We start from the raw sequence: 14,813 nt of genomic DNA, 5'->3' as shown, positions 1-14,813 counted from the left end.
TGCATAGGCTTTGCCGCAAAGCGCGGTGAGGCGAGAGAAGAAGCTGTCGGCGGCCCTGGAGTGGCTGACAGTGGCGCACCCGCTGAGGGCCCATGCGACGAAGAGGAGCGGGGCTGCTTTCATATAGCGGCAGGCTAGGTGGGAAAGCACACCCCAACAAGGCCGCGCCGGCCGGAAGGCGGACGGCTCCCCCGGTACCTGCACACGCTCCCCAGGTAACACCCACGGTTTCTGGGGTAGCTGCCAGTAGCCCGGGTCTTGTGCTGAGCGCTACCCAAGGGAGCGGGTGTATGACGGGTCACCTTTGCGGTAGGGTGTTTCCCAACTCCCCGCCTGCATCGGAGAACCCTCATGAGCGGAGATGAAGAGACAGCCGTCTATGCCCACGCCCCCGTGCCTGGCTCCACCGTGGGCCCCTGGCTCATCCTCGAGCGCCTGGACTCGGGCACCTTCGGCGTGGTGTTCCGGGCCCAACGTGCCGGCCACCCCGAGGCTCCCCCGGTGGCCCTCAAGATGGCTCGCAACCCCCAGGATCCGCGCTTCCCCCGCGAGGCAGAGCTGCTCCGGCGCTGCCTGCACCCTTCCATTCCCGGGTACGAGGACATGGGAGTGTGGACTTCCCCGAAGGGCCACCGCTACCCCTATGTCGTCATGGAATGGGTGGAAGGCTTCACCCTCTACGACTGGTTTCGGGAGCAGCCGCGCTCCTCGCGGGAGGTGCTCTGTGTGCTGGCGCAGCTGGCCGGAGCCCTGGCCACGGCCCACGCCTGCGGCGCCGTCCACCGCGACGTGAAGGGGGACAACATCCGTGTCACCCCGCAGGGCCGCGCGGTGCTGGTGGACTGGGGAAGCGGCTGGTTCGCCGGTGCCCAGCCCCTCACGGACACCACGGCGCCCCCGGGTACCAGCGCCTACCGGCCCCCGGAGCAGAAGGCCTTCACCTGGCGCTTCAGGAAGGACACCGAGGCACGCTGGCACTCCCAGCCCTCGGATGACCTGTACGCCCTCGGAGTGGTGCTCTACCGCATGGTGACAGGGATGTACCTGCCCCCGTGCACGGACGGGGGAGAGCCTGTAGAGAGGGAGGTGCTTGCTCCGAGCGCCATGGCCACGGTGTGCCTGGAACTGGAAGCGCTCACCCTACGGCTGCTCTCCGAGGACAGGCAGGCCCGGGGCACCGCGCAGCAGCTCGAGCGGGAGGTCCAGGGGATGGTGGAGACGGCCGGGCCCGAGGCGGACAGGCCCGTTCTCCCCACTCCCAGCGCCGTCGCCACGGAGGAGGGCGGGTGCGCCTCTTCGGATGGCCAGGAGGATGACGAGCTGCTCTCCGACACGGAGCCAGCGCGCGCGCCGAGCACCCGCTCCTCGCGGGAGGAGCGGCGCCGACGCCCCTCCTTCCCCGCTTGGCTCTCCCTGGCCAGCGCGGGACTCGTGAGTGGCCTCGTGGTGGCCCTGGCGGTGCGGGTGGAGCTGCCCTCGCACCCGAAGCCAGCGCCAGAGCCTGCGCCCTGGCTCGCCACGCCCGAGGAGCTGGCCCAGTTCGCCACAGACGGGGGCGTGGCGGAGGAAGCGCTCTCTGCTGTCCAGGACGCTCCTGGCGCAGTGTTGCCAGCGATCCTCTCCCTGGGCAGGCCCATGCCCTCGAAGCCCTTCCCAAACCAGCGCCGGCCTCCCTGCGAGCCGAGGGTGGAGAAGGAGATAGTAGGGGGTTGCTGGATCGGGCCACTGGAAGGTGAACGCCCCCCCTGCGGTGAGAGGATGTTCGACTGGGAGAACCGCTGCTACCTCGTCTCGTATGACCAGGCTCCCCTGCCCACCTCGGGGCAGCCGTGAGCGATCCAGGGGAGTACGCCAGCACCTTGCGGTACCAGGAGGCGGAGACGCATCGTCACGGGCTCTTGGGACAGGGAGGGTCGGCGGAGCAGCGGCCGTCCATGTCCCGAGGCGTCGTCTCGGTGCAGCCCACGACATTCGAGAAGGTGTTGGAGCCCAGGAAGCTGACGCTCGCGGAGCTGCTCCAGCCGCGGAGGATGCCGTGGCCGGCGCTGTGCTCGATGCGCGAGTGGGTGATGAAGGAGGAGGGTGGCGGGCTGAACAGGAGGATGGCGGAGGCGACGGAGAACGAGCCCTCCAGGTAGTTGCAACCGAAGCTGGAGCACTGGCAGTCGCCTCCGGCATAGAGGACCTGGACGTTGTCGAGCACGTCGTTGGCATTGAGCCCCTCGAAGCGCACGCCCGTCCAGTCACCTGGGGCCGGAGTCGGTTTGTCGGAGGTGAAGAGGATGGGCTTGAGGGTGCTGCCTCGAGCCACGAGGGTGCTGCGGGCGTCGTAGATCAGGAGCGTCTTGCCGGGCATGAAGCGCAGCTGCACGCCGGGCTCGAGGGTGAGGGTGGCCTGGGAGTCGGGGTTGCCGACCTGCAGTCCCTCCACGCGGTAGGGGACGCCCAGATCTTTCAGGGTGGCATCCTGGCCCAGATAGAAGACGCTGGAGGAGGCGATGGAGGGGCTCACGAAGAGCGCATCCGAGCGGTTGCCAGTGTAGACGCCGGAGGGCAGCGTGCCGAGGGCGTTGGGGTTGAGGGCGATGGGCTCCGGGAGGGCCTGGCTGCCGGAGGCGGTGATGGTGAGCTCCGAGGAGCCCTCGGCGAAGCCCGTGGTGCCTGCGAGCACGACGCCAGGGCTGCTCGAGCCGTTGATGGTGACGTGGTCGACGAAGAGCGGGCGGGGGCCGGGCAGCGCGGAGCTGTTGCCCACATAGAGGGTGCCATCGGCGAAGGGGGAGGCGCCACCGCCGAGCAGCTGGGTCCACGACAGGCGAGCCGAGCCGGGCGCGGAGATGCGAAGCTGACCCCAGGGCTTGCCCTGCTCTGCGGGCTCGAAGCGCACGGGGCGCTCGGCGGAGCCGGCGGAGATGAGTGAGCCGCCGCTGCCGATGGCCACGGACATGCCGGCGGCCACGCGGACGACGGCGCAGCCCTCCACGGTGACGGGGGCGCTGAGCGTCATGTTGGCGCTGATGAGGTGCGGGGTGGAAGCGGCCCACGTCTGCGGGGAGGTGACGGTGCCCTGGTGCTCCACGGGGGTGCCGGTGGGCTCGGCGCAGGTGGCGGTGGGAGGAGGCTCCGGTTCCTCAGTGTCCGAACACGCAGCCAGCGCGAGGCCCACCACTGCGATGCATCCACGAAGGTGCTGTTGGGTCTGCTTCATAGGCTGGCAATGTATCCCCCCTGCGCGAGGGGTAGGTTCCATATTCCTGCAAATGTTGGAGCCCCCGGCAACTGGGGCCTGGATCTCCCGATGATAGGGGTACGGTATCCATGAAGAGGACGACATGAAGATCCAGACGAGGACTCCCCCGCAGACGCCGGCCCGGACCCAGGAGGCCCGGAATGAGCTGGCGGGAGCGAAGGCAGGAGGGGCTTCCGGGGCGCTGACGGCGCGCCGGGCGGGCTTCGAGACGGTCAGCGCGTTCAGCGGAAAGGCGCCGGACGTGCAATCTACGTTCCGCCGCCAGTTCGGCGAGCTGGCCGCGGACAAGCAGAAGTTCCACGACACGCTGCGGACGGTGTTCGGCGAGGGGTACGACGCCGGCAAGGCGGAGCAGTTCCGGAAGCAGGCGCAGGCGGGGAACTTCGACTGGCTTCCCCCGGTGAAGCGGGTGTCGGCCGAGACTCTGGGAGGGGCCAACGGGGCCTATGACGCCGAGTCTGGCACGGTGCTGCTCAACGAGTCGCTGGATCCGTCGCTGGCCGCGTCCACCTACGTGGAGGAAGCGGGCCACCACCTGGACGCCCAGCTCAACTCGAAGGACTCGGCGGGAGACGAGGGCGAGCTGTTCCGGCGCGTCCTCTCGGGCGAGAAGCTGTCCTCGGCGCAGGTGGGGGAGATCCGCGCCGAGAACGACAAGGGCATCGTCTACGTGGACGGCCAGGCGAAGGAGGTCGAGTTCTGGAACCCGTTCAAGGCCATTGGCAACGCGGCCAAGGCGGTGGGCAACGCCATCGGTAGCGCGGCCAAGGCGGTGGGCAACGCTGTGGGTAGCGCGGCCAAGGCCGTGGGCAATGTGGTGAAGGGGGCGGCCGAGCGCGTGGGCGATGGGGTGCGCAGCCTGGTCACGGGTGTGGCGAGCACCGTGGTGGGTGCGGTCCGCAACGTAGGCGAGGGGATTGGCACTTTCTTCGGTGGCGTGGGCAAGCTGTTCACCGGCGACTTCAAAGAGGGCCTGAAGCAGATGGGCTCGGGGCTGCTGAAGACGTTCGTGCAGACACCTGTCGATGCGCTGTTGTTGATGGGAGGGCGGGCGCTGAGCGCCGTGCAGACGCTGATCGGTGTGGAGCCTCCTGGCCGCAAGCTGACCGGGGATGAGGTCGCCACGCTGCGCCAGGTGTACGGTGACAGCATTGACTACTCGCAGCTGCGCATCAAGGAAGGCAGCTCGGGGCTGTTCAGCACCTCGGGCCGCGCGTTCACGCACGGCAACACCATCTACATCCCCCCCGAGAACATGCCGATGTCGAAGGACCTCCTGGTGCACGAGTCGGCGCACGTCTGGCAGCACCAGAACGGTGGCACGGACTACATGAGCGAGGCGCTGGTGGCCCAGTACCTTGGGGACGGCTACGACTTCGAGAAGGGTCTGCGCGAGGGCAAGTCCTGGAGCCAGCTGAACCCGGAGCAGCAGGCGGAGTTCCTGCAGCAGGCGCAGCTGTCGGGCTACTTCGACAACCCGGGCCGCCGGTTCGAATACAACGGCACGGACTACACGGCCCAGCTGGAGGCAGCGCTCCAGCAGGTGCGGGCGGGCCAGGGAGCGCCATAGCCGATGAGGCGCGCGCCTGTGGCCAGCCTGGTGCTGGGCACCGTCCTCCTGCTGCTTGCCGGCTGCCGCCCGAAGCTCGAGGTGGTGCTGGCCTCCCAGGAGGAGCGGCTGCCGGCGCCGCGCTTCTTGGTGGAGGACCCGGAGCATCCGGAGCGCCCTCGCTACAACACCGTGCAGGTGATGAATCGGGAGGGGGTGCTCTTCTGGCACCTGCGCGCCGAGCCCTTCGGGGACCAGAACAGTGGCCGCCAGCTGGCGTACGGAGAGCGGCCCGAGGGCTTCTCAGTGGTGGAGGAGCCCCGGCCGCTCGAGCCTGGGGGGCGCTATGCCCTCTTCGTGATCGGGCAGAACCGAGGCTCCCTCCACTTTGATGTGGACGCGGAGGGGCGCGTCCACGCCGTGTCTCCGTGACGAGAGGGAGGGGAGGGCGCTGACGGGTACCCGAGGCGGGCACCTGGGCCTGCGCTCCACACACGGCCAGAAGCCCGGGTTGCTCCACCCCTGAGGGTCCCGGCTCCACGGGACGCCAGGCTTCAGCCCCGGTAGGGGAAGGCCTCCAGCACGGTGGGGCCACCCTCCCAGCGCCCGTGGAAGAAATCGCGCAGGCGGCCATCTGACAGCGAGATCAGGTCGAAGAGGGGGAGCGCGTCGGCCGGGAGGCCTTGCTGAACCTCCACGCCGTAGCAGAGGCGGGTGCTCTTCTCGAAGCTGCGCTCCATCTCCTGCCAGCGGACCTTTGCCAGCGCGACGTCCGGGATGGGGATCTGCCCATCGTCGAGCTCGATGAGCTGGCCAGACTCCACCAGGACCCCGGTCATGGTCCGGAACGCAGTGGCGGCGCATGCAGCGGCCAGCGTGTCTTCCGACTCCATCGCCGAGAGCAGGAGCCCCATCAGCTTCGGGTTGCCCAGTCGTCCTGCGAGGAAGAAGCGCTCGGGCCCCAGGGCCTTGTCCGCCAGGGCCTCCCGGATGCGCGGGGCGTCTTCCGCCGTGCCCAGGACGGACAGCAGCTCCAGCGCCTCGGGCCGTCCCGGAGCCTGCCCGTCGACGACTCGCCTCAGCTCCGCGAGCAGCCACTTCTGGCGACTCCACGCGAAGGTGCGCAGCGCCAGGCGGCGAAGGCTTGGCTCATCCTCCATGGCGCCCTCGAACACGTCACGCCATCTGAGGCTGCTCCGAGCTCCGATGAACGCCAGGGCCTGCCACGTGTGCCTGCGCACCTCCGGCTCGTCGTGTTGGAGCAACGCGCTGAGCCGCCGAGTGTCCTCCAGCTCGCCCCGCTGAGCGAGTGCGCGGAGCACCACCGCCTCATGCTGAGGAGTGGGAGTCGGGGCACGGCTCAGGTCCGCGCGCGTGTATGCGAAGGCTCGAGCGAAGCCCTGGACCGCGTCCTCCGCCAGCTCTCCGAAGAGCTCCAGGACGTCGCGCTCGACCCGCTCGAGGCCCATCCGGAGCATGGCGCATGCGGCGGAGAGGACCTCATAGGTATCCCCGGACTCCATCAAGGGGAGAAGGACGGGGAGCGCCTCCTCCCGCGCCAGGGAGAGGGCGTCCGTGTGGGCGTCCAGCCGCTCATCGTGCTGCCCCAGCGCGCGCACGGAGAACCCGGGCCTGCGCCAAGCCTCCGTCCGCTGCGACCACAGGAACGGGAGCTCACTGGCATGCTCCTCGAGGACGTCTCTCAGCCAGTCTCCAGCGTCGGCAATCACGGTGAGGCCTCAGCCACCTCGAACACGCCAGGGTCCATTCCCAGCACCCCGGGCGCGGACAGCTCCGTCTTCTTCTGGCGGCTGTTGCGGAAGAAGATCACGGCGCGGTACCGGCCCGGCTGGAGCATCAGCTTCTTGCGGACCACGAAGCGCAGCTCCGCGCCCGGGCCGAGCTCGAGCTCCCGCTCCGACGGAGGCTTGATCTTGCGGTCGGGGGTGTGGACGTGCTCCACCGTGCAGTCGAGCCAGAGCTGATCCTTCTCCTGGATCTTCTCGGCGGGCTTGTCTCTCGTCACGAGGAGGCGGACCGTCAGCTGCTCCTCCATCCGCTTGTGGAAGGGGTTGTCCAGCTTGAGCGGCTTCGTGCCTACGTTCTCGAGACGGAGCTCGAAGGCCACCGGCTCGTCGCCGCGGAAGGAGGGCTGGACCGGTGCGGCCTCTCCGCGAATCGCCCGCACCGGGTGCGCGACGATGACCTCTATCAGGGGGCGCAGCTCCGCGCGCACCGGATCCAGGGCCTTCGGGACGTTCGCCGCGTCATAGCCTTTCATGTCGAACCGCGGGGGCGATCCGGCATACATCTTCCCCACGGAGACGGTCGGCGTATCCGGCTGGAGGCCTGGGCTTGCCGGCAGCTTGTCGAACCCCACCTGGTCCAGGAGCGTGAGGACCCGCGCGAACGTCCCCGCGGGCAGCGCGTGCTCGTAGTAGCCCACCTCCTGCCGGCCCTTGAAGTTTGACAGCAGCTCGACCGAGCTGTTCTTCGAGTCGGGCTGAAGGGCCATGGTCAGTCCGCCATGGCCGAGCGATTCGATGTAGAGCACGAACGACGGCTGCATCGGTTTGCCTTCCTCTCCAGTGCTCACCCAGGGAACCAGCACCAGCCACCACAGCACGAGCTCAGGGGCCGCGGAGCGGAACCAGCGCCGTCGGCCCGATGAGCCCTTGGGTCTTCTGGGTGAACCAATCATGGAAGTCCTTCATGTGGCGTTTGTAGACCTTGCTCCCAGCGTTCATGATGCTGGCGGGCACGCTCCAGAACCGGAGCGAGGCTTCAACGGCTCCTCCCGGGTACTCGTCGTACATCCCGATCAGGTGCCCGAACTCGTGCGCGCGCACCGTCGCCGGAACATCCTGCAGCCCCTCCCACCAGGTGTTGGAATACCACCAGCGCCCGTTGGTGGGCACGCTGCCAGTCGCCGGGTCGACGCCATCGTTCGCGCCCTTGTGCAGGTCCACCGGGTTCTGGGGCCAGGGGCCGAACTGGCAGACGATGCGGATGGTGAAGCTGCAGCAGCCATTCCTGCTCGAGCAGTCACAGCGCCCTCCGCGCTTGCACTTCGTCCGGTGCAGCTTGAACTTCCGGTTCCAGATCGCCTCGATCTGGCGCTTCCACGCACGCTTGCGCTTCGGCCCGAGCACGACGCCGGCCTCGAGCCTGAACTGGACGGGCCGGGTGACGACCAGCTCACCGTCCTTGATCGCGATGTCAAAGCCGTACTGCCAACCGTAGTTCGTGCCCGCGGGGACCCACTGATCCACCCCTGCCACGTTCATGATGACGTACTTGGGCGCAGTGCGGTTGCCCAGGATCCGCTCCTGGGTGGGCGCCGGGCTCTTGAGCTCGAGGTTGGGGCTGGTCATCTCCTTGCCCTTCAGCTCCTTCTGCAGCCCCCTGGCCATCACGGTCTTCTTGTAGGGACCGCGCACGGTGATCCAGTCGTGCTCGGCCTTGTTGCCCTTGAGGGTCGTCAAGAGCGTGGCGAGCACCGCCTTTCGATCCTCGGAGCGGTGGACGGTCACGGGCAGCGGGAGCTCGCCGTCGACGTTCTTTGACCGGATGGAGAGCTGGACCTTGTCCCCGCAGCAGGCCTCCTTCCGGCTCCACTTCAGGCGGGTGAGCTCGGGCTCCTTGGCCTTCTGCTGCTTGCCGGCCGCGCTGCCCCCCATGGCGACCTGGGTCATCTGCAGCTCGGTTGCGGGCGCGGTGTTGGTGGGAGAGCCGCCGTTCTGCAGCATGATGTCCGAGAAGCGGAAGACATTCTGGCCCTCCACCTTCACGTCGAACGAGTACATCTTCGGGTAGGCCTTGCCCTTGATCTTGTTCGAGGCGACACCCATCGCGCTGCCCGCCTCGTCGCCCGCGCTCATGGAGAAGTACGAGGACTTGAGCATCATCGGCTGGCCGTCGGCTTTGACGGTCTGGCTGCCCTCGGCCGTGTTCGAGGACATCGCGGTGTTCGGGTAGGGGATGGGCACGGGTCCCGCCGGCGTGGGCGTCTTGCAGACGTCCGGGAACGCGATGGCCATGCCGCCCGTGTCCTTGTGGACGACGGTCAGGTTGTTGACGATGACGGTAGTAGACATCAGTCCGTTCCCTTCCTGGGAGGTGCCGAGAGGCACATCGCGGCGCGCTCGCCCCGCTCCGAGCAGGCGCTGATCAGCACCTTGCCGTCTCCATGATAGCCGCGCGCCATGGCCCGTGTGGCGAGTACCATGGCCGAGATCCCATACGCGGCCCCGAGGTCTCCCAGGCAGTCCGCCGGGTGCCAGAGCTGCCAGCCACGCGGCAGCTCCTCCAGGCAGCGGGTCTCGGCGAGCGCCCACTCGAGGAAGCGCCAGCGCTCGCCGTTGAGATCGGTGATCACGCGGCGGATCTCCCCCGCGCCTGCCACCTGCAGCACGGAGCGCAGTGCCCGGGACAGCCCCTCGGCCCTCAGCGGGGCCTCTGGCCCCCAGGGCTCGTCCTTCTCCAGGGCGATGGCTTCCACTCGCGCCAGTGGCTTGATCTTGCGGCGTGCTGCGTCCCTCTCTCGTTCCAGGATGACGAAGGCGCCCCCCTCTCCCGGGATGAGCCCCGAGCCCCGACTGCCCACCTTGAGCCGCTTCTCTGTAAAGAGCGCATACAGGAACCGGCTGTCGAGCAGCGAGTCCACTCCTCCCACCAGGCATAGGTCCGCGTGCCCTCGCTGGAGCTGCTCGACGGCACGTGCGACGGCCACGAGCCCGGAGGCGTGGTCCAGCGCGATGATCTCCGTCTGGACAGGCGCCTCTCCGAAGCAGTCCTCCCGGAGCGAGGCGGCGAACTCCTCGAAGGCCTCGGTGGTGGTGCCCTCGCGGTCCGGATACGGGAGCGCCAGGAAGGCGCTCAGCTTGCCTCGGTGCTTCTCCAGATCGTAGAGGCGGCTGCTCCACAGCGCCTCCTCCAGCGGAGGCCCGAGCAGCTCGAAGGCCTTCTCCGTCCAGGGGTCGTCTCCCATGTCGGGATTGACGAACGAGGCGTTGAGCCCGGAGTCATCGCCCAGATCCACCCCGAAGTGGGGCCACCGGCGGAACCGGTTGATGCCCGCGCGCACGGATGCAGCGCTCTGCACGGAGTGGTTCCCGAGCGGGGTCTTCATCCCGATGCCCGTCACCACGATGCCCGACGCCGCCCTAGTCACGAGCACTGACCTCGATTCTGTGCACGTCCGGCACGAGCCCCTGGACGCTCAGCTGTGCGCGCCAGACGAGGGTGACGGCGGGACGGTCCGCATCGAGCAGGATCGTATCGCACTGGAGCAGAGGCTGCTCGGTGCGCTCTCCCATGCGAATGGTGACCTCGGGTCTCATCGTGGGCAGTGCACACTGGATCTGCCCCTGGGCGGAGGCCCCTGCGATGACCACCGGTTCCCCGCCCTGGATGTATCCCGGGAGGATCTGATCAGGAGGCGCGCACTGGTAGAAGCGCGGATCGAAGTCCCGGGGCAGGAAGGGAAACACGTCCCGCTTCCAGGCTTCGTCGTAGGTCCCCGCATACAGGGGCCTTGGCTTCCAGGACGGAGGAATGGGCCCGAAACATGCGGGGCGCGGCCGCTGGTCGGGGGACTCGAGGAGCTTGCCGGGCTCCTCGAGGTTGGGCAGAGGAGCCCCATCCACCGGGAGCCGGGATTCCCGACCGCGGAAGCCCCGTCCCACGGGGTTCTCCTCACAGCGCTCGACGTGCTCGGGGTTGCTGGTGTCCGTTCCGCCGAAGGCCCTCTCGTAGGTGAGCTCCATCTTCACGAACGGCTTCGGCTCGGACTGGCGGTTCATCCTCAACACGCGCTCCCACACCCGATCGCCGAAGACCCGCACTCCCTTCTTCAGGGTCCCGATGCGGAAGGCGATGAGCGCCTCGGTCCGCGAGCGAGGCGTTGAGTATGCGTACCCACGCAGCAGCACATCCGTGGCGGGCTTGAGCAGCGTCACGTCCGAGGCGTGAAGAAGGCTCGAGTTGTGGGGCTCATTCCCGTACTCGTCCGCGAGGACGATGGGATCCTGCTCATCCGCCACGCGGGTGAGCTGCCGCTCGATGGTGAAGGTCCCCTTCACCACCAGGAGCAGTGTCTCCAGTCCCTCATGCAGGAAGACGAGCGGCACCACTGCGAAGGGCGTTCGATTGACGAGATCCATCCTTGGCCCTCAGCGTACGGCAGCGGGGGCTTCATCCGGTAGGCAATGCGGCCATCCTCCGCCATTGAAGCTGCCGCCCGGTCATCCTCCTGTCAGGGAGGGTTCGGTGCCCCCGCTTCCTTGTCCTCAGGCAGTGTGCGGCCCGCCGCCGCCGGGGGCTCCGCGTAGAGGCGGACCGTCGACTCGCCCTCGGTGGCGGCGATCCCTACAGGGTCGTTCAGGGTCCTGGCGCTGGCCACTGGTGTGCCCACGGTGAAGAAGCCCGAGGAGGGGAGCTCCTCGAAGTTCTCCGGTGGCTGGTCGGCGGTGCAGTCGATGAACCGGTCCAGCACGTAGATGAGCGCCTTCTGGCGCTGCTGGCTGGAAGCCTCCACGGCCACCTTGGCGGACTCGCCGGTGAGCTCCGCCACCTGCAGGGACTGGGCGGCGAGGCCGGCCGGCGCGGAGGCGATCGTCGTCTGGGTCAGCACCTTGTAGCCGACGACCCAGTGGCGCTCTGCCCGCGAGCGCCGCGTGAGGATGTCGGCGGGATCATCAAGCGTCTTGGGTGCTCCGGCCGTCAGTGCGCCCACCGCGCCTACCACGGCGGAGGCCCGGCGGACGGAGGTCTTGGTGAGGAAGGCCGCTGCAATGCTGCCCGCGGCACCGGCGCTGGCGCCCAGCAGCACCAGCACGTCCGAGAGGTTCATGGCGTTCTGCGCGCGCTCGCGATCCCGGTTGAGGCGCTCGACACAGGCCTGGGCGTTGCTCTGGAGGCGGGCGTCCAGCTTGTCCGGAAGCAGCACCTCCGAAGGACCCACGCTGCGGCACCCGGTTGCACCCGCGCCCAGCGCGGCGAGGAACAGGAATTGGCGGACTCGGCTCATAGGCTCAGTCTCCCAGATACCCCTGAGACGTGCGCGGCCCTCGTGTCTTCACGCCGCCCGGCGCAGCGCCTCCGCCAAGGCGTCCAAGTCCCCATCCGTGGTGAGTGGGTTGATGAGGGTGGTGCGCAGATAGACACCTTTCGGCAGGCTGGTCTGCACCAGGTAGAAGTCGCCGCGGGTGATGAGCTGCTCGCGCAGGCGGGACTGGAGCGCATCCAGCTCCGAGGCGGGGAGGCCTGCGGGGGTATGCCGGAAGCAGACGATGTTGCAGTCGGGCGGCACGGCCACCTCGAAGTCTCCGGAGGCCTGGAGGCGCTGGGCGAAGCGGCGCGCGAGCTCGAAGGTGGCCGTCACGTAGTCCGCGAAGAAGCGGGTGCCCAGCAGGCTCAGGCTGGTGTAGAGCTTGAGGGCCATCATCTCCTTGGTGCACTCGAGTGTGCGCAGCCCCACGTCGTACCAGCGTCGCGTGTCCTGGCCGTGGAAGAGGTAGCTGGCCTCCTGGGCGAAGGCCTCGAAGGAGCGGGCGCCCTCGCGGAAGAGCACAGCAGTGACGAGCGAGGGCACCATCATCATCTTGTGCGCGTCCCACACCACGGAGTCGGCGCGCTCGATGCCCTTCACCTGGTGGCGGAACGAGGGGCTGAGCACCGCCGAGGCGCCGTGGGCCCCGTCCACGTGGAACCAGAGGCCGTGGCGCTCGCAGAAGTCGGCCACCGCCTCCAGCGGATCAAACGCGCCTGTGGCGGTGGAGCCAGCGCTGGCCACCACGGCAATGGGCCGACGGCCGGCGCGGGTGGCAGCGGTGAGCGCATCCTCCAGGGCCTCTGGGCGGAGCCGGAAGCTCGCGTCCACGGGCACGGGGGTGATGCCAGCAGCGCCCCAGCCCATCACCTTCGTCGAGCGGGCGATGCAGTAGTGGGCCGTCTCCGCGACGAGCACCGTGAGGGGAGGGCCCGCGGAGGCGCCGCTGCTCCACGCGTCATACCCGGCCTTGGCCTGTCGCGCGGCGAGCAGCGCGGTGAGGTTGCCCGCAGAGCCGCCCGAGGTGAGGATGCCCCCTGCGCTCTCGGGGAGGCCGAGCTGCCCGGCCATCCAGCGCAGCACACCGTGCTCCATGGCGGTGGAGGCGGGGCCCATCTCGTACACCGCCATGCCGTTGTTGAGCAGCGCGGAGACGAAGTCACACAGGGCGGCCAGCGGCAGGGGGGCAGACACCTGGTGCCCCACGTAGCGCGGGTGGTGGAGGTGGTGGGAGGCGGTAAGGACGCGCTCCATGAAGGCGGACAGCTCTCCGGTAGGCTCCTCGGGAAAGGTCGCGGGAAAGCGCGCGAGGTTCTCCGCGGGGGTGGCCCAGGGGAGCACGGGCAGGTTCTCTCCCCGGGTGGCGCTCGTGAGGTAGTCCGCAAGCTGGTCCACGAGCTGGTGCCCCTGGCGGCGGAAGTGCTCGGCGTCGTAGGCGGCGGCGGCGCGGTCTCGGAAGGTCTGCATGGCGGCGCACCGTAGACCGGGGGACGCCCGTGGGAAACGGAGAGCCCGCGAGTCCTCCCAGCTTCAGGCATACTGGGGCTGCATGAGACACTTCATCCTCGCGGGCGGAGTCCTGGCGCTGGCCGGATGCGGCACGATGAAGTCTGAGGTCCGGCCTGATGCAGAGGTGGCTTTTACGTGCCGGGGCCGTCCCCCCCCGCCTCGCACCTCCATCTCCCACTCCGACGCGCCCGTGGGCCGGCTGGACCTGAAGCGGCTGTCTTACGAGCCCCCCTCGGCCGTTCCGGGGGATGCGTCGTCCCCTCCACCGGCTCCTGCAAGTGCCACGGGGGCGAGGTTGCCAGAGACCCGCTTCCGGCTCGTGGCGGAGGCAGTGCCGCTGGGCTCACTGGGGGCCGCGCTGGCCAGCGAGCTGGGCTTCAGCGTCGTCGTGGCCGCGCCGCTCGTGGATCTGCGCGTCTCGCTGGCGCTGCCGGACACCGATACCGCCCGGCTCCTGGGGTTGCTGCGGGCCCACTACGGCGTGGGCAGCACCTACGCCCAGGGCGTGCTCTCCCTGGAGGAGCGTGAGGAGCTGCTCGAGCGACTCCTGCTCGTCGAACCCGCCCCGATCATCACCCAGCTCGTCCCGGTGGATGGACTGCCAGCGGAGCAGATCGCCAGCGCCTGGTGCGAGCAGGCCGCGAGCTCCCGCGGAATGGCGTCCGTCATCGGAGGGCACCTGCTCGTGAAGGACTCCGAGGAGCGGATCCGGATCCTCGGGCGCATGATCGGGGCTCTGCGGGGAATTCAATCGCTCGCGGACGGACAGTCCGGCGGGGAGCCCCGACCTGACGAGTCGCCCGGAGTGGACCTCGAGCCCTGACCTGGAGGTGGGAGCACAGGCCTGGCGCGCGCGGAGGAGGTTGGCGAATGCCCGGGCCTGCGATTATCTCTCAAGGTACGGGCGCACCCCTCGGTGTGCTCGCTGACCCCGAGAAGGAGGTCACGCCATGGCCGACACGAAGATCACCATCCTGTACTGCAATGCCTGAGGCTACAAGCCTCGAGCCGTCCGTGCGGCGGCTGCCCTGAAGGATGTGCTGCAACTGGACTCGGAGCTGAAGCCAGGACCGTCGGGATGCTTCGACATCGTGGTGAATGGCAAGACGGTGGTGAAGAAGGAGAGCTTCGCGTTCCCCACGGAGAAGGAGATCCTGGACGCGGTGTCCCGAGAGCTCGGACGCTGAGCCAGGGCGCAGGAGAGCCCTTGGACTCTCGAGGGCTCTTCCCCAAAGCCGAGGCCCGCCCCACCTTCGGAGTGTGCCGGAGGTGAGACACCTATGGAGCAGGAGCGGTGGAACCTGAGGCTGGAGCGGCGCTCCATCCAGACCGGGATGGTGCTGCGGACCCTGGGGGGAACCCGGGTGGGACGGGTGATGCTCATCGGCAGCGAGGTGATGTACGTGCGGCCTTGGGGGTTCTCGCGGCGAAAGCGAGAGTTCACGGTGCCGCTC

Annotated in this window: 13 protein-coding genes; 5 read left to right on the top strand and 8 right to left on the bottom strand. The window is 68.7% G+C overall.

Translation table 11 applies throughout. From position 1 onward, the window contains the following. Positions 1-351: 351 nt before the first annotated feature. Positions 352-1,833: a serine/threonine protein kinase gene (locus VD972_RS39920; RefSeq protein ID WP_324994313.1), complete on the top strand. Its 1,482-nt coding sequence runs from the start codon at positions 352-354 to the stop codon at positions 1,831-1,833. 55 nt (positions 1,834-1,888) lie between these two features. Here the strand turns inward: VD972_RS39920 and VD972_RS39915 are convergent, their stop codons facing one another. After that, on the bottom strand, positions 1,889-3,208 hold the full coding sequence (locus VD972_RS39915; RefSeq protein ID WP_324994311.1) for a hypothetical protein: 1,320 nt from the start codon (positions 3,206-3,208) through the stop codon (positions 1,889-1,891). A 124-nt stretch (positions 3,209-3,332) separates the two neighbouring features. Between VD972_RS39915 and VD972_RS39910 the strand changes: the two genes are divergently transcribed. Next, complete coding sequence (locus VD972_RS39910; protein ID WP_324994309.1) at positions 3,333-4,820, top strand: eCIS core domain-containing protein; 1,488 nt, start codon at positions 3,333-3,335, stop codon at positions 4,818-4,820. 3 nt (positions 4,821-4,823) lie between these two features. Then, positions 4,824-5,231, top strand: coding sequence for a hypothetical protein (locus VD972_RS39905; protein WP_324994307.1), 408 nt, complete (start codon positions 4,824-4,826; stop codon positions 5,229-5,231). A 122-nt stretch (positions 5,232-5,353) separates the two neighbouring features. Here VD972_RS39905 and VD972_RS39900 read toward each other — a convergent pair whose 3' ends face one another. From VD972_RS39900 to VD972_RS39870, 7 genes are all read right to left on the bottom strand, one after another. After that, the gene (locus VD972_RS39900; RefSeq protein WP_324994305.1) at positions 5,354-6,529 is read right to left on the bottom strand and encodes a hypothetical protein; all 1,176 of its coding nucleotides are present in this window, start codon (positions 6,527-6,529) and stop codon (positions 5,354-5,356) included. Further along, positions 6,526-7,368, bottom strand: a complete 843-nt coding sequence (locus VD972_RS39895; protein ID WP_324994303.1) for a hypothetical protein — start codon at positions 7,366-7,368, stop codon at positions 6,526-6,528. Before VD972_RS39895 ends, VD972_RS39900 begins: the two co-directional genes overlap by 4 nt. Before the next feature lie 61 nt (positions 7,369-7,429). Continuing rightward, entirely contained in the window at positions 7,430-8,896 is a 1,467-nt protein-coding gene (locus VD972_RS39890; RefSeq protein ID WP_324994302.1) for a PAAR-like domain-containing protein, read from the bottom strand. Beyond that, entirely contained in the window at positions 8,896-9,972 is a 1,077-nt protein-coding gene (locus VD972_RS39885; RefSeq protein ID WP_324994300.1) for a beta-ketoacyl synthase N-terminal-like domain-containing protein, read from the bottom strand. Before VD972_RS39885 ends, VD972_RS39890 begins: the two co-directional genes overlap by 1 nt. Further along, positions 9,965-10,963, bottom strand: a complete 999-nt coding sequence (locus VD972_RS39880; protein WP_324994298.1) for a DUF2169 domain-containing protein — start codon at positions 10,961-10,963, stop codon at positions 9,965-9,967. The genes VD972_RS39885 and VD972_RS39880 overlap by 8 nt, the downstream gene beginning before the upstream one ends. Positions 10,964-11,055: 92 nt before the next feature. Next, complete coding sequence (locus tag VD972_RS39875) at positions 11,056-11,829, bottom strand: hypothetical protein (protein WP_324994296.1); 774 nt, start codon at positions 11,827-11,829, stop codon at positions 11,056-11,058. 48 nt (positions 11,830-11,877) lie between these two features. Next, a complete protein-coding gene (locus VD972_RS39870; protein ID WP_324994294.1) occupies positions 11,878-13,317 on the bottom strand; it encodes a pyridoxal phosphate-dependent decarboxylase family protein in 1,440 nt (479 codons plus the stop codon). Positions 13,318-13,399: 82 nt separating this feature from the next. Here VD972_RS39870 and VD972_RS39865 point away from each other — a divergent pair, with 82 nt between their 5' ends. Further along, positions 13,400-14,182, top strand: coding sequence for a hypothetical protein (locus tag VD972_RS39865; protein WP_324994292.1), 783 nt, complete (start codon positions 13,400-13,402; stop codon positions 14,180-14,182). Positions 14,183-14,396: 214 nt separating this feature from the next. Next, the gene (locus tag VD972_RS39860; RefSeq protein WP_414654202.1) at positions 14,397-14,546 is read left to right on the top strand and encodes a hypothetical protein; all 150 of its coding nucleotides are present in this window, start codon (positions 14,397-14,399) and stop codon (positions 14,544-14,546) included. Positions 14,547-14,813: the final 267 nt, after the last annotated feature.

It is taken from the genome of Hyalangium sp., assembly GCF_035629615.1.
GTDB lineage: Bacteria > Myxococcota > Myxococcia > Myxococcales > Myxococcaceae > Hyalangium.
Note: the sequence above shows the minus strand (reverse complement) of the source record. Positions and strands in the feature narration are given on the sequence as shown.

Coding starts and splice junctions, on each gene's coding strand:
- VD972_RS39920 (WP_324994313.1), top strand. CDS start 352: ATGAGCGGAGATGAAGAGACAGCCGTCTATGCCCACGCCCCCGTGCCT.
- VD972_RS39915 (WP_324994311.1), bottom strand. CDS start 3,208: ATGAAGCAGACCCAACAGCACCTTCGTGGATGCATCGCAGTGGTGGGC.
- VD972_RS39910 (WP_324994309.1), top strand. CDS start 3,333: ATGAAGATCCAGACGAGGACTCCCCCGCAGACGCCGGCCCGGACCCAG.
- VD972_RS39905 (WP_324994307.1), top strand. CDS start 4,824: ATGAGGCGCGCGCCTGTGGCCAGCCTGGTGCTGGGCACCGTCCTCCTG.
- VD972_RS39895 (WP_324994303.1), bottom strand. CDS start 7,368: ATGCAGCCGTCGTTCGTGCTCTACATCGAATCGCTCGGCCATGGCGGA.
- VD972_RS39890 (WP_324994302.1), bottom strand. CDS start 8,896: ATGTCTACTACCGTCATCGTCAACAACCTGACCGTCGTCCACAAGGAC.
- VD972_RS39880 (WP_324994298.1), bottom strand. CDS start 10,963: ATGGATCTCGTCAATCGAACGCCCTTCGCAGTGGTGCCGCTCGTCTTC.
- VD972_RS39875 (WP_324994296.1), bottom strand. CDS start 11,829: ATGAGCCGAGTCCGCCAATTCCTGTTCCTCGCCGCGCTGGGCGCGGGT.
- VD972_RS39870 (WP_324994294.1), bottom strand. CDS start 13,317: ATGCAGACCTTCCGAGACCGCGCCGCCGCCGCCTACGACGCCGAGCAC.
- VD972_RS39865 (WP_324994292.1), top strand. CDS start 13,400: ATGAGACACTTCATCCTCGCGGGCGGAGTCCTGGCGCTGGCCGGATGC.